At 59.0% G+C, this 14,806-nt stretch carries 12 protein-coding genes; 10 read left to right on the forward strand and 2 right to left on the reverse strand.

What is annotated here, in order from left to right:
* Positions 1–178 precede the first annotated feature (178 nt).
* Both HY282_12380 and HY282_12385 read right to left on the reverse strand, forming a co-directional pair.
* Complete coding sequence (locus HY282_12380; protein ID MBI3804546.1) at positions 179–2,227, reverse strand: sigma 54-interacting transcriptional regulator; 2,049 nt, start codon at positions 2,225–2,227, stop codon at positions 179–181.
* 130 nt (positions 2,228–2,357) lie between these two features.
* Positions 2,358–2,717 carry a hypothetical protein gene (locus HY282_12385; protein ID MBI3804547.1) on the reverse strand — a complete coding sequence of 120 codons (360 nt, stop codon included), beginning with the start codon at positions 2,715–2,717 and terminating at the stop codon, positions 2,358–2,360.
* Positions 2,718–2,914: 197 nt separating this feature from the next.
* Here HY282_12385 and HY282_12390 point away from each other — a divergent pair, with 197 nt between their 5' ends.
* The 10 genes from HY282_12390 (at position 2,915) to HY282_12435 (ending at position 14,777) form a co-directional block, all read left to right on the forward strand.
* Positions 2,915–5,122, forward strand: a complete 2,208-nt coding sequence (locus HY282_12390; protein MBI3804548.1) for a GAF domain-containing protein — start codon at positions 2,915–2,917, stop codon at positions 5,120–5,122.
* Positions 5,123–5,627: 505 nt separating this feature from the next.
* The gene (locus HY282_12395) at positions 5,628–6,101 is read left to right on the forward strand and encodes a biotin/lipoyl-binding protein (protein MBI3804549.1); all 474 of its coding nucleotides are present in this window, start codon (positions 5,628–5,630) and stop codon (positions 6,099–6,101) included.
* A gap of 216 nt (positions 6,102–6,317) precedes the next feature.
* A complete protein-coding gene (locus HY282_12400; GenBank protein MBI3804550.1) occupies positions 6,318–7,145 on the forward strand; it encodes an efflux RND transporter permease subunit in 828 nt (275 codons plus the stop codon).
* The gene (locus tag HY282_12405) at positions 7,142–8,656 is read left to right on the forward strand and encodes an efflux transporter outer membrane subunit (GenBank protein MBI3804551.1); all 1,515 of its coding nucleotides are present in this window, start codon (positions 7,142–7,144) and stop codon (positions 8,654–8,656) included. Before HY282_12400 ends, HY282_12405 begins: the two co-directional genes overlap by 4 nt.
* Positions 8,657–8,764: 108 nt before the next feature.
* On the forward strand, positions 8,765–9,277 hold the full coding sequence (locus HY282_12410; protein MBI3804552.1) for a cytochrome c3 family protein: 513 nt from the start codon (positions 8,765–8,767) through the stop codon (positions 9,275–9,277).
* Positions 9,278–9,384: 107 nt separating this feature from the next.
* A complete protein-coding gene (locus HY282_12415; GenBank protein MBI3804553.1) occupies positions 9,385–11,574 on the forward strand; it encodes a molybdopterin-dependent oxidoreductase in 2,190 nt (729 codons plus the stop codon).
* A gap of 26 nt (positions 11,575–11,600) precedes the next feature.
* On the forward strand, positions 11,601–12,323 hold the full coding sequence (locus HY282_12420; protein ID MBI3804554.1) for a 4Fe-4S dicluster domain-containing protein: 723 nt from the start codon (positions 11,601–11,603) through the stop codon (positions 12,321–12,323).
* 39 nt (positions 12,324–12,362) lie between these two features.
* Positions 12,363–13,736, forward strand: coding sequence for a polysulfide reductase NrfD (nrfD, locus tag HY282_12425; protein MBI3804555.1), 1,374 nt, complete (start codon positions 12,363–12,365; stop codon positions 13,734–13,736).
* Positions 13,714–14,253, forward strand: coding sequence for a DUF3341 domain-containing protein (locus HY282_12430; GenBank protein ID MBI3804556.1), 540 nt, complete (start codon positions 13,714–13,716; stop codon positions 14,251–14,253). The genes nrfD and HY282_12430 overlap by 23 nt, the downstream gene beginning before the upstream one ends.
* Positions 14,250–14,777, forward strand: coding sequence for a cytochrome c (locus tag HY282_12435; GenBank protein MBI3804557.1), 528 nt, complete (start codon positions 14,250–14,252; stop codon positions 14,775–14,777). Before HY282_12430 ends, HY282_12435 begins: the two co-directional genes overlap by 4 nt.
* Positions 14,778–14,806 lie beyond the last annotated feature (29 nt).

Raw genomic sequence — 14,806 nt, forward strand, 5'->3', positions numbered from 1 at the left:
TTCTTGTTAAGGGGAGGGGAGTGCGGAGACCGATCCATACCGCTCTCTTTATCGATCAATGCAGACCCACCGGCTTGCTCGCACGGGTGACAACAGGCCGAGCGTCGGGAAGAACGTTCCTTTGGGACGGGGAGTCGCGAAAAAAGATCGACCGAATGAAGGGGGACCGATTTACTCTTTAGCTTGAAATTCGGAAAGTCCGGATCAAGCGGGCGAGGTAGGTCCGTTGAAGCCCGAGGAGGGCGGCCGCTTTGGTCTGATTCCCGCCGGTTTTCTGAAGCGCCTCTTCGATCACGGAGCGCTTATACTGCTCCAGCGCTTCATGGAACGGCTGCGGCACCCCGACCCCTTTCTGGGGGGCCTCTCCTTCCGGCAGGATGATGTCGTCGGGATTAATCACCTGATCTCGATCGAGCACCACCGCCCGTTCGATGACATTCTTCAGCTGCCGGATGTTCCCCGGCCAGGCATAGCGGGTCAGAAAGGTGACCGTTTCCCGCGTCATCGCCGGCTTCGGCTTTTTACATTTCTTGCTGAAGAATTCGAGGAAGTGATCGACCAGCAAGGGAAGGTCATCGAGGCGCTCGCGCAGCGGTGGGATGACGAGCGAGATCACATGGAGGCGATAGTAGAGATCGCTTCTGAACTTTTCGGCATGCACCTGCCGTTGAAGGTCGCGGTTGGTCGCGGAGATGACCCGGACATCGATCGGGATCGTATCCCGGCCGCCGACCCGCTGAATCTCGCGCTCTTCCAGAACCCGGAGGAGCTTTGCCTGAAGGGTGGGAGAGATCTCTCCTACCTCATCCAAGAAAAGGGTCCCGCCGCTCGCCGTCTCGAAGATTCCTTTCTTCAGCGAGAGGGCGCCGGTAAAGGCCCCTTTCTCATGGCCGAAGAGCTCCGCCTCCAGGAGGCTCTCGGAGAGCGCCGCGCAATTGAGGGCGTAGAAGCGCTGGTCGCGCCGAAGGCTGCATTGGTGGATCGCCTTGGCGAGCGCCTCCTTTCCGGTGCCGGTCTCTCCCAAAACAAGGATGGTCGAGTCGACCGGCGCGATCAGCTCGACCTGCTCGAACAGCTTCAGCATCTTCGGGCTCTTTCCGATGATGCCGTGGAAATCGTACTCTCTTCGGATCTCCCCCTTGAGCTCTTCGTTCGCCTGTGCCAGCGCCTTGTTCTCCATCGTATAATGCAGGAGCTGACGATGGGTCTCTCTGAGCTCCCGGACGTGATTAAAGAGGAGGGGGATGATCTCGGAGCAGTCGGTGATCGTCTCGCTGGCATTTTTCCGGCCTGATCTCGATTTCCAGGTGAACCGGTAGCGGGAGTAGGGGGCGTTGAAGTAGGCCCCCTCGCGCAGGGTGAAGGTCTGTTTGCCCGCCTGCAGCATCCCGCCATGGACGATTTGATACGCGCTGTGCTCTTTTCTCCATCGTTCCGGATCGTCTTCAATCTGCGGCAGCAGGAGTCGGACCTCTCCCCCTCTCGGAGGAAGAATCAGCCCTTCGATCTGCCGCGGGTCGTCGGCGAGCGCAGGGAGCAATTCGGTTTTGAGGAAAACCTGACGGGCGGCGGCGACCTCTTTCTGGGTGGTGGTATCGACAATGGAAAGGCGCGCGTCCTGCCGCTCGATCCGGTATTTGCTGAACTCGCGACAGAGGGTTTCCAGCTTTAACTGAGAGAGCTCTTCGATACATTGGGCTTCGGCGATGTCGTCGAAAAGGGTCGTCATCCCTTCATAGTTTCCACGGATAAATCCATAGTTGCCGACGATCGGCTCCACATAAGGGGCGAATTGAGAGAGGAGCGTCGCCCCCGCGCCGACGCCGGAGGGGGGAAGACATTGCAGTTTAAAATAGTTGGCGAAGCCGGTTGCCCAGAGGTTGGAACAGTTGAGCGCCTGTTCCATATTATTCTGTTGAAGCTTGGCGATGATCTCCAGAAGCGAGGGGCCGGGACCCGATTGGTAATAGCTTTTGGCGGCGAGATAGGTGATCTCTTTGGTGCCGGTTGCGTTTTCAGCGGTGATGATCAGGTTTTTGAGGACGTGATGCGGAACCCAATTGGTGTGTTTGAGGAGAAAAGCGCGGGGGTCGGCGATCCGGTTGAGCTGATTGTCTCCCGCTAAGATCTCCTGGTAGTCGAGACCGTCCGCTTTGCCGATCCGCTCCAGATGGAGGATCAACATCCGCGTTAAAAGGCAGGTGGTCCAGGGACTTTGCTGTTCCATTGCGTCACCGGGAATTCAATCGGGGAAATACCACTAAAACACCCTAGGTGCTTGGCGTGAACCTACCCCAAAATCAGATCATTGTCAAACAAAATAAAAGGGAAGAGGTTTAAAACCGATCTCTCGGGCTTTATCGAATCTGCTCGTCGAAAGTCGATTGGTCGTCGGAGGTCTCTCCTCCGCTTAACCGCTCGAGCCGGGTGAGGGCATCTTTCATCTTGACGCACCATGCCTCCTCCGAATGGCCCGACCGGCATCGGCTCCACTTCTCCTGGCTCTTCTCCGCCAGAACGACCAAGGTCTGCATCCCGGTCGCAATCGCGTCGAGCGCGGAATCGAGCGCGCGCTCGATCCGCTCGGCATCGGACGCCGGGGGGGCCGGCTCCTCTGCTGCGACCGTGGGGGCGGCGCCGAAAGAAAAGAGGCCGAGGAGAAGAAGCGCCGCCAGCGTCCGGATCGCTCGGGCGGTCAAAAACAGACAAGCATTCATCGGGGGTTCTCCGAGTCGAATTCGCTCTCAATGAATATACTCTTTTTGAAAAAAGGGGACAAGGGGAGGCCGCTTGCCGGAAGGGGTTCGGAGAGGAAATGAGACCGATCTCAACGGATCGAAAGGGGGCGGGCGTTCCCTTGTTATTCCTAAAAAGATGTGCTAAAGTCGGCCCGTCTTTTAGAATTGCGTTCATCATGAAGAAATCCGCGATAAATAAGCCGCCCCCTTCCGATCTCCTTTACAACATTCCTCCCCTGCGCACGGCTCATTCCGAGAAGGAGATTCTGGAGAATACGGTGGGACTCGCTCGGGCGCTCTGGGGGATGGAGACCGGACTCCTCGTGATCGTCCGTCCCGGAGCGGCGCCGCAGAGGGTCGCCTTTGACTTCGGCGCCAAATTAAAAAAAACGGCGCGTCGACTTCTTGCACAGACGGCGTTGTTGGATCGGCTCCGGCGAAGGAAACAGCAGTTCTTTTGGGCCGATCCGGCGACCCCCGCCTTGCTCATTCCCATTCCGCTGCAAAAGCCTCTTCCGTTCAGTTTCATTTGCCTTCTTCCCAGTCCCCGCTCACGAATGCCCGATCCGCTCAACACGGCGCCGCTCGCGGCGTCGGTTGCAACCGCCTTGGAAAGCCTCTGGAGCGCCCGGGAGAGTGAGCGCGCGCTCCTCCGCCTCGATCATCTCTTCCGGATCGTCGCGGAGATTTCGGCGGAGCGGGAGCTGCCGGTGCTTCTGCGCAAGATTGTTCAGGGCGGGATGACGCTGCTGGGGCTCGATGCGGGAGGGCTCTCTCTCTGGGACGCCGCACGACAGGAGTTTGTCGTCCGGACGGCGATGAATATGCCGACCGGTTTCGAAGGATCGGTCTTTCGCATGGGGGAAGGGATCGGCGGCATGGCGGCCCGAATGGGGAAGACGATCGCCCTCAATCCCGAACGGGCCTCTGCCGCGAGACGGATCAAGTGGGGTTCTTATCCTGTGATGGTCGGGGTTCCCCTTCGACGGGAAGAGCGGCTGATCGGCGCGGTCAACTTTCAGTCGAAGTTTCCGGACAGGAATATTTCAGACCGGGATTGTCTCCTTTTGGAGGCGTTTGCCCGCCACGCCGCGATCGCCATCGAAAACGTCCAGTCGTTGGACGCCGTCCGGAGAGATCTGGCCGAGGCGGATGCGCTTCGGAGGGTCGGCATGGAGCTCGGCGCCGAGACCGACCGCGCCCGGCTCTCCGCAACGCTCTTGCAGCACGGGCTCGCTCTCTCCCGCCTGGAGGCCGGCTGGATCGCCCTCTGGGACGCCGCGACGGGATCTCTGCGGGTGGAGGGCGAAGTCGATCTTCCCGCCGGCTGGATCGGCAAAAAAATCAAGCCGGGAGAGGGAATCCTCGGACGGGCGGTTCAGCAGAGAAAGGTGCTCTGGGTCGGCCGGCGGCGCGAAGGGGATCCTCTTCCCGCCGATCTTCGACCATGCGCATTCGAGGCGGCGATCGCCGTCCCATTGATTTGGCAGGAGAAGGTCCTCGGGGGGTTCTGTCTTGGAAGCCGCGCGTTGAATCGGCAGATCTCAGCCCGGGAGCGAAAGATATTGGAAGGTTTTTCCGAGCATGCGGCCGCAGCCCTCGCCAATGCCGAACGCCATGGATCGCTGCAACGGGAGCAGACAGAAGGCCGCAAGGCACTCGAGGCACGCACTGAGGAGCTCCATCACCTCCGCGAGGAAAACAGTCGAAAAGAAAAGTTGGCCGCGCTCGGGCAGATCGTCGGGAGCGTCAATCACGAACTTCGGCAGCCGTTGGAGGTGATCACCAATGCGGTCTACTACCTTCAATTGCAAATGGAGCGGGAGGAGACCGGGCCGATCAGGCAGGAATTCGGGCGTTTTCTTTCGATCATCAACGACGAGTGCCGATCGGCGACCGATCTGGTCAACGAGCTGCTCGACTTCACCCGAAAAAAACAGGCGGTGTCGATCCGAGTCGATCTGAATCAATTGTTAGAAGAGCTGCTCGGCCGGATTCAGGTTCCGGAGAAGGTCCGGATCAAGACCGATTTCAGCCGAAGACGCCCTCTCGTTTTCATCGATCCGGTTCAGGTCTCCCGCGCCCTGACCAATTTTGTGGTCAACGGGATTCAGGCGATGACGCAGGGGGGAATCCTCCGCGTCGTCACCCGGGTGAGCCGCCAGTCGGCCCAGGTCGCGGTCCGGGATACCGGAGAGGGGATTGCGCCGGAGAATATGGAGCGGCTCTTCCAGCCGCTCTTCACGACGAAGGCGCGCGGCGTCGGGCTCGGCCTCCCCTTGGCCAAACAATATATCGAAGCCAATCAAGGCCGCATCGAGGTCGAGAGCGAGCTCGGCGTCGGGACCGCCTTCCGCGTCTCTTTTCCCCTCGTTCAATCCTAATTCTCCATTCCAAAATTTTGTTATTGAACAAAGTCGGGCGAGTGAGAAAGCGAACCGTCCCGAAACCTTCCCGCTGCACCTTATCGAATGAGATGAACCCCTCCTCCTGTCCATTAAACCGGGTAAACCGGGCAAACCGGGCAAACCGGGTAGGGATGAAGATCGGTTCATGTATGAACCCTTACTAATCCATTGGATATCCTCCCTTCGGTTGAATTGCGACTCCTTCTTTTGACTTCTTACAATAAGACTTAAAAATGATCGCGGCCCGTCCGACGCTCAAGGTGCGGCCGGAGGTTCTTCTTGACCCGCATGCTCGGAGAAAGGACCCCATCATCATACATTTTACTTTTCGCGAGCGAAACGGCCCAATTCCAATCACCGCACGAGACCGCATGTATCTCCCCTTCAATCTGGTAGAGAGAGCGACGCCCTCAATATGCGCGCAGTGGCAGCTTATAGATCAATAAAACGGGCGATTAGACTCTTCGCAGCCACACAGGGGATGATTGCGGCTGTTCTTCTGGGATGCTCCAATCAGGGTGCGAAGGGGACACAGGGGCGAGGGCCCGCCGGTCCGCCGCCGGTCGTGATTGTTTCCCCGGCCGCCCAGAGATCGATTCCTATTTATGGTGAATTTGTCGGCCAGACCGAAGCGGTAAATACCGTCGAAATCCGCTCGCAGGTGACGGGGTTCCTTCGACGGGTCGCCTTTGTTGAAGGGGCGCTTGTCCACACCGGCGACCTTCTTTTTGTCATCGACCCCCGTCCCTATCAAGCGGCCTTAGACCAAGCAAAAGCGAATCTGGCCCCGCATGAGGCGGCGCTGAATATCGCCCGGCAGAATGTCGCTCGGTATCGTCCTCTGGTCGAAAAACATGCCATCAGCCAACAGCAGCTCGATACGGCAATCGCCCAGGCTGAACAAGAAGCAGCGAATGTGGAGGCGCGCGGGCGCAGGTGGCGCAGGCGCAGCTGAGCCTAGACTATACGAAAATTACAGCTCCCCTGACCGGTTGGATCGGTCCCGCACAGGCGAAGATCGGCGCGCTGGTCCAGCAAGGAAATACATTGCTCGACACGGTTTATAGCATTGATCCGATTTATGTCACCTTCAGTGTGAGCGAGCAGAGCTACCTTCAATACCGCCAGAGAACGAAGGCGCGTCCATCCGTTTCGTGCCCGGCCGGAGGATATCGGGCGTTTTTACGTCCGGAGCACAAAGGGGAATATGGTTCCCCTCAGCACGGTGACCCAACCCCGCGCGGCGCGGGGACCCGACGTAGTGACCCGATACAATCTCCATCGGTCGGTGGAGGTCAACGGGGCGGCGGCCCCCGGCTTCAGCTCTGGAGATGCCATCATAACCATGGAGCAGGTCGCCGGAACACTGCCGGCGGGATATGGCTATGAGTGGACCGGTCTCTCGTATCAGGAGGTTACCACCCGGGGGCGGGCGGGCCTGATTCTGCTCCTGGCAATCGTCTTCGTTTTTCTCGTCTTGGCGGCGCAATATGAGAGCTGGACCGTTCCTTTCGCTGTGATCCTTGTCGTGCCGATCGGAATCTTCGGCGCGTTCCTCGCCCAATGGATCCGAGGTCTCGACAACAACGTTTATGCCCAGATCGGCTTGGTGATGTTGGTGGGACTTTCCGCCAAAAATGCCATCCTCATCGTGGAGTATGCGAAGGTTCGTTACGATCGCGGGCTCCGTCTAAACGAAGCGGCCGCCGAGGGGTCGCGCATCCGGCTCCGTCCGATCCTCATGACGTCGTTCGCCTTTATTTTCGGCGTCCTCCCCTTGATGATCGCCACCGGCGCCGGATCGGCCGCCCGACATGCGCTCGGGACCTCCGTTTTCGGGGGGATGATTGCGGCGACAGTGCTGGGGGTCTTGTTCATCCCGGTGTTATTTGTTGTCAGTGAAGCGATCACCGAGCGCCGCAAGAGGGCAGAGGCCGCGCGCGCGACCGTCGGGGTGGGTCGCGGCGCAAGCGATCGGCTGGGAGGTTCGATCAAATGAAGCGGCTGGTCATGACCCTCCGTCTGGTTGTTTTCTGGACGGGATGCACCGTCGGCCCCCGCTACCATCGGCCGACGGTCCCGGTGCCGCCGCAGTGGCGAACCGAGTCGGAAACGGCCGAGTCGCTGGCCGATCTAAAGTGGTGGGATCTTTTTACCGACCCTCAGTTGCAAACATTGATTCGTGTCGCGCTCGATCAAAATAAAAACCTCCGGTCGGCCGCGGCGCGCGTGGCGCAGTTCCGCGCCAATGTGACGGTCGCCCGTTCCAATCAATTTCCCCAGGTTCAGATCCATGCCAGCGCGACGCGCCAACGGAGCTCGAAGGCGGGTCCCCTCCCCCTTTTTCCAGGGGTGAAGCCGGAAGTCAGCGACTTTCAGCTGAATGGCGAGGTGAGCTATCAAGCCGATTTTTGGGGGCAGTACCGGCGCTTCACCGAGGAGGCGCGGGCCAATTTACTCGCCACCGAGGAGGCACGCCGAAATGTCATCCTCTCGGTGGTCAGCGGGGTGGCGCAGAGCTATTTTCAACTCCGCGAGCTCGATCTTGAGCTGGAAGTTACCCGCAGGACGATCGCTTCCTTCCAGGATTCGCTGCAATTGACGCAGATCCGATTTCAGGGGGGGGTCGCCTCCGAGCTCGATGTGCGTCAGGCGGAAACGGCGCTCTATACGGCCACCTCGCAGATCCCGCTGATCGAGGAGCAGATCGCGCAGCAGGAGAATGCGCTGAGCCTCCTCCTGGGGCAGAACCCCGCGCCCATTGCACGCGGCCTGAGATTGACCGAACAGAAACTCCCCCCGAGGATTCCGGCGGGATTGCCGTCCCAGTTATTGGAACGCCGCCCCGATATCCGGCAATCGGAGCAACAGCTGGTCGCGGTCTATGCCGCCGTCGGCGTGGCGAAGGCGCAGCTCTTTCCCCAGATTCCGCTGACCGGCATGGGAGGGTATGAGAGCGCGCAACTTTCCGATCTGCTGAATGCGCCGGCCCTGACGTGGCAGTTGGTGCTGGGGCTGACGGCGCCGCTCTTCAACGGCGGAAGGCTGCGCGGAAACCTGGCCGCGGCAAAAGCGAGCCAGCAAGAGGCGCAAATTGCATATGAGGCAGCGGTGCAACAAGCGTTTGCCGACGTGGAGAATGCGTTGATCGCTTATCGCAAATCGACCGAGCAGCTGCGCGCCCAGGAATTGCTGGTCTCCTCATCGGACGCGGCGCTTCGACTGGCCACGTTGCAATACACGAACGGTGTATCGGACTATCTCACCGTGCTCGATTCTCAGCGGCAGCTTTTTAATGCCCAGATCTCCCAAGCCCAAACACAAGGGGTCGTCCTGACCTCCTTGGTACAGCTCTATGCCGCGCTGGGCGGGGGATGGGCGTTCCTGATTGATGTTTTTTATCCCAATCCATTGCGTCCTCGACCCCGATTTTGGGGATACTCCGATTGGATAGGTGGCGTACTCTCCAAGTGGAGGATTGCAGCGGGCGGAGCCAACATCGTATCGTAAAAAGTAATCCCTCCGCGTCTCTTTTTCGAAGATCTATACGTCGGGGGGATTACATTCAGATCCGAGTGGCGTCTCTGGGGGCCGTTAGATGAAAGGATTGTATTGTTCATGCGGAAGTGGACGGGAGCACTCATAGCCCTGGTCGTCATTATCACCGCGTTGATTATCGGGTTTTTTTACTCTCAAGGGAGCGCCGATCTCAGAGGACAAGACCGGCAGCCGCTTGCCTTCAGCCATCAGCGGCATGCGGGACAATTGCAAATCAACTGTCTTTTTTGCCACCGCGGTGCCAATGTTTCTACGGCCGCATCGGTCCCCCCCGTTTACATCTGCATGACCTGCCATCGCGCTTTAAAAGAGCAGACGCCGGAGACGCAAAAGCTCCTCACCTATTGGAATAATAAGGAGCCGATCCCGTGGATTCGGCTGCAGCGGCTCCCCGATTTTGTCCGCTTTACCCACGAGATGCATCTGGCAGCCGGATTTAAATGCACCGAATGCCACGGCCAGGTGGCCCAGATGACCAGCACACCCCGCGCGGCGACCTTCGAGATGGGGTGGTGCATCAGCTGTCACCAACGGAACGGGGCGTCGAAAGATTGTTTTACGTGTCACTATTAAAAGGTTCGGAATGGAGAAGACAGAATCCAGAAGTCAGAATAAAAGCAGTCCTTCTGAATTCTGACTCCTGACTTCTGGCTTCTGAATTCTCATCTTTTGAGGACCCCATGGATTTAAAACGACGCGATTTCTTGAAGGTACTCGGGGTGACCGCCGCCGGCTCCCTGCTTCCCGGCTGCGCCGGCGAGACGAAGAAGCTGATTCCCTATGTCATCCCCGATGAGGAGATCATACCGGGGGTGGCCGATTGGTATGCCTCGGTCTGTCGCGAGTGCGACGCCGGCTGCGGCATCCTCGTCCGGGTGATGGAGGGGCGGGCGAAGAAGGTCGAGGGAAATCCGGCTCATCCGGTGAACCGAGGAAAGCTCTGCGCGAAGGGACAGGCGAGCCTCCAGGGACTCTACAACCCGGATCGGATTCAGGAGCCGCTCCAGCGCGAGGGAGCGCGGGGAGAGGGACGGTTTAGACCGATCAGTTGGGAGGATGGCATCTCGCGGTGGGTGTCGACGCTCGAAAAATATCCGGGCGGCGCGGTGATGATCAGCCGACCGGTCCCGGGGACCTTGTCCCGCCTTTTTTCGACCTTCATGAAAGAGATTTCAGGAAGGCTCCTTTTTTATGACCCGTCGGGGGAGGGGACGCTGCAGGCGGCGAATCGCCGGAGTTTCGGCGTCGACCGTTTCCCCGAGTATGATATTGCGAACGCAACCTATCTTCTCTCCTTCGGAACTCCTTTTCTCTCCGACTGGCTCTCGCCGGTCCACTACGGTCTCGCTTATGGTGAAATGCGTCAGGGGCGTCCCGCCGTGCGGGGTCGGTTCGTTCAAATAGAGCCGCGGCTTTCAATGACCGCCGCCAGCGCCGACCGTTGGGTGCCGCTCCGCCCCGGAACCGAGGGGCTTTTGGCGCTGGGGATCGGACAGGTGATTCTTAAAGAGGGGCGCGTTCGGCTCGCTCAGGGAGATCGAAGCCGGTTCGAGAAACTCTATGGCACCGTCTCACTCGACCAGATCGCGGCGAAAACAGAAGTGCCGCGTGAAGAGATCATCCGATTGGCGCGGGAATTCTCCGAAGCGGCCGCCCCGCTCGCGATCGGCGGCGGGACCGCCTCGTCGCAGACCAACGGTACGAATACGTTGATGGCGGTGAATGCCCTGAACCTCTTGGTCGGGAATCTCGGTGAGTCGGGCGGCATTCGGTTTATCGAGCCGCTTCAAGGTTTTCCGGCCGCTGCGGCGACTCCTGTCTCGGATCAGGCGCTTCTGAATCTGAAAGATTCGTTTAAAAACAAAAAGCGGTCACTCCTGATGCTCTATCAGTCGAACCCACTTTACACCCTTCCTCCTTCGACCCACTTCGGAGAGGTGTTCGATCAAGCGGCCTTCACCGTGAGCTTCAGCTCTTTCATGGATGAGTCGACCGCCATGGCCGATCTGATCCTTCCCGACCATTTCTTCTTGGAGGCATGGGGAGATTTCCTGAGCGACGGAGGGACGCCCGCCGCGGGGCTCGGACAGCCGGTGGTCATTCCCCGTAACAATACCCGACCGGTCGGCGATCTGTTCTTGAGCGCCGCGAAGCGAATCGGAGGGAACATTGAGAAGCAGCTTCCCTGGACCGATTTCCGGACGATGCTCGAAGACCAGTGGAAAACGTTTCTCGCCCGTGAGGTGCCCGGCCAACCTTTTGAGATCGCCTGGATCGAACGGCTTCAACAGGGAGGGTGGTGGAAACCGGAGCAAAGGCTCATCTCGGTTTCGCGCAGACCGCTTCCGGAGTCCATCGAGTCAGCCCAATTCGAAGGGGATGAAAAACAATTTCCGTTTTATCTGACCCTCTTCGAATCGATGGGATTGCAACGTGGAGAAGGGGCGAACCGTCCCTGGCTTCAGGAGCTTCCCGACCCGGCGACCACCGTGGTTTGGGGAAGCTGGGTCGAGATCAATCCGAGGACGGCGCGGCAATATGGAATTCAGGAGCGAGAGATCGTCCGGGTGATCTCTCCCTATGGCGAGGTGGAAGCGCCGGTGATCTTTTTCCCCGGAAATCGCCCCGATCTAATCAGCATGCCGCTTGGACAGGGGCACACCGCTTATGGCCGCTACGCAAAGGGACGGGGGGTGAACCCGGTGATATTGCTGGCGCCGCTGGTCGACCGCGATTCCGGGACGTTGGCGATGGGAGCGACCCGGGTCCGGATTGAGCGGACCGGCCGTCGTGGAAAGCCGGTCTTGGTCGACCAGACCGGGGAAGGAACGAGAAGAAGTCCGGAGGGAAGAAGACGAAGCGAGACCTGAGGAACGATGGATGAGGAGAGACTGAGATGGTGGACTATCGGGATCAGAATGCGCCGCCGGGAGGACCGTATCAATGGGGAATGGTGATCGACCTCGATCGCTGCACCGGCTGCGAGGCGTGCGTGGTTGCCTGCCGGGCTGAAAACAACGTCCGGATTTCCGGGGAAGAGGAGGCGTCGAAGGGGCGGGCGAACTATTGGATTCGCATCGAGCGCTACTGGGAAGGGGAATATCCGAACGCGCAGCTGAAGTTCATGCCGGTCCTCTGCCAGCACTGCGGCAGCGCCCCCTGTGAGCCGGTCTGCCCGGTTTATGCGGCCTATCATACCCCGGATGGGTTGAATGCGCAGGTTTATAACCGCTGTGTCGGCGTCCGCTACTGCGGCAACAACTGTCCCTATACCGTCCGCTACTTCAATTGGTTCGATCCGCATTGGGATGAGCCGCTCAACGAGCAGCTCAACCCCGATGTCACGGTGCGGTCGGGCGGGGTGATGGAGAAGTGCACCTTCTGCGTCCAGCGGATTCGGGGAGCGCAGCGGACGGCGCAAAAAGAAGGGCGGCGGGTCAAAGACGGCGAGATCACCCCGGCCTGCGTCCAGAGCTGCCCGACCGAGGCGCTGGTCTTCGGTGATCGAAATGACCCGAACAGCCGGGTCTCCAAGCTGAAGGAGAGCCGGCGCGGCTTCAGGCTGTTGGAAGAGCTCGGAACGGAGCCGGCGATTACCTATCTAAAAAAGGCGGAGTAGCTTAAAGCCTGCGAGGCGCCCAAGGGAAAGGCAAAAGCAATGGAAGCACGGAAAGAATTTTTCCCGTCGCATCAGAAACGGGTCGGCGAGAAGGAGCATCTCGATCAAATTCAGAAGATCAACCAAGATCTTTTGCGTCCGCTCAGCCAGACCCGCTGGCCCTATTTTTTGATCCTATTGCTCCTCTTTGTCCTCGCCTTTGCCGGCGGGGCGGCTTGGGATTATCAACTTGAGACCGGCATCGGACAGACCGGGCTTCATCCCCCGATCTTCTGGGGGATCTATATCGCCTCCTTTGTTTTCTGGGTCGGCGTCAGTCACTCGGGAACCTTCATCTCCGGCGCCTTAAGGCTTTCCAATGCGGAGTGGCGGCGGCCGATCACCCGGATTGCCGAGCTGATGACCCTCTTCTCGGTCATCGTCGCCGCGCTGTTTATCTTTATCCATCTTGGCCGGGCGTGGCGGTTTTATTACCTGATTCCGTATCCCAACCAGCGACAGATCTGGCCGAACTTCCGCTCGCCGTTGATGTGGGACGCGACGGCGATTTTCACCTATGCGACCTCCAGCCTCATTTATCTCTATCTTCCTTTGATCCCCGATTTCGCCTTGATGCGGGATCGCGTTCAGGGGTGGCGGCGGATTTTCTATCGCGTCCTCTCCCTCGGTTGGCGGGGGACCCAGACCGAGTGGCGCTGGCTCGGGATGGCAATCCGGATCATTACGATTCTCATCGTTCTGGTGATGGTCTCCGTGCACTCCATCGTCGGCCTTGATTTCGCCGCCGCGTTGGTGCCCGGCTGGCATTCTTCGATTATTCCCCCCTATTTCGTCATCGGCGCCATCCACTCCGGAATGGCCACCGTGGTCATGGGGCTCTATCTGGTCCGGAAGTTCTACCGGCTTCAGGATTACATTCGGCTGGAACATTTCGACAAGATGGGAAAGCTGATGATCGTGATCACCCTCTCCTGGGGCTACTTCTATTTTATGGATCGTTTCGTCGCTTGGTATGGAAAGATTCCGGACGAGATGGCGGTGATCGACGCGGTCATGTATGGACCGTATGCGTTTCAGCAGTGGTTGATGGTCGTCTTCAACTTCGTCATTCCGATCATTGCGCTCACGATTCCTACGTTTCGGCGGTGGCCGCTGGGGGTGATGATCATCGGCATTTTGATTAACATCGGGATGTATATCGAGCGGGTGTTGATCATCGTTCCCTCTTTAGGGCACCCCCGACTGCCGTATGCCTGGGGACGGTATTTCCCCACGATCGTGGAGCTGACCATTCTGCTCGGATCATTTTCTCTTTTCTTGCTCCTGTATGTGTTGGCGATCAAATTTGTCCCGGTGATTTCGATCTGGGAAGAGAAAGAAGGGATCATGCATGGCAGACGGGACGAGCGCTAAATCCAAGGCAAAGTCGATCATCTTCGGTCTTTTCCAGCCGGCGACGCCGCTGGAGCCGATTCTCGATCGGCTGAGAAAGATGGACCTTCCGGAGCGGGAGGTCGAGCTCTCATCGACCTTCCCGATGAAGGCGCTTCCGGTCGGGGTTGGATGGCGGCGGGTTCAGCTTTATCATGTGACCCTGATCGCCGGCGCGATCGGGATTCTCTTCGGTTTTTTGCTGGCCGGGGGAAGCATGGCGATCTATCCGCTCCGGACCGGCGGCAAGCCGATCGTTCCGATGCCGATCGTCGGAATCGTCTCTTACGAAACGATGATGCTCTTTGCGATTGTCACCACGTTTCTGACCACGGCGATCAAAATTATTCGAAGTCACCGCGGGAAGGTCGAATATGATAACCGGATCGACGAGGGATTCTTCGGGATTTCCGTCTGGGTCGATCGGGACGATCCGAGGACCGGGACGATCCAGACCCTTTTCCAGGAATTCGGGGCGGTGGAGGTAGAGGTTCGATGAAAGGGCCTTGGCGCCGAATCGTGTTGTCACTCCTCTATGGGATTACTTTCGCGGGGATCGCTTTCGGGGCCGCCGGGTGTTCGCGCGACATGGCCGAGCAGCCGTCGTTCCAGCCGCAGGAGGCGCCCCGTCTGCACTCTCCGGAGGGGAGCATCCCGCAGAAGAGCCGGGCCGTGCTCACCTCTCCTCCCGGGTCGACGCCCGAAACGGTCGGCCGCGGCGCCGCGCTTTTTGAAATCAACTGCGCTCACTGTCATGGAAAAATCGGATTGGGAGACGGGCCGGCCGGCTCGCACCTGGTCCTCCAGCCGTTTAATCTCCATGCGCCCCAAACGCAGCAGCGCTCGGCGGAGGAGATTTTTGAAATCATCACCCACGGCCGGGTGGTGATGCCGTCGTTCAACGGGGTCCTCTCGGTTGAGGAGCGATGGGATTTAGCTTACTTCGTGAAGTCGTTTGGAAAGCAAAACGGAAGTCAGAAGACAGAAGTCAGGAGTCAGAAGAAGGCAGAGACCCAAGGGTGATCCTTTTTTCTGATTCTGACTTCTGAATT

The sequence above is a fragment of the Candidatus Manganitrophaceae bacterium genome (assembly GCA_016200325.1).
In the GTDB taxonomy this organism is placed as follows: domain Bacteria; phylum Nitrospirota; class Nitrospiria; order SBBL01; family Manganitrophaceae; genus Manganitrophus.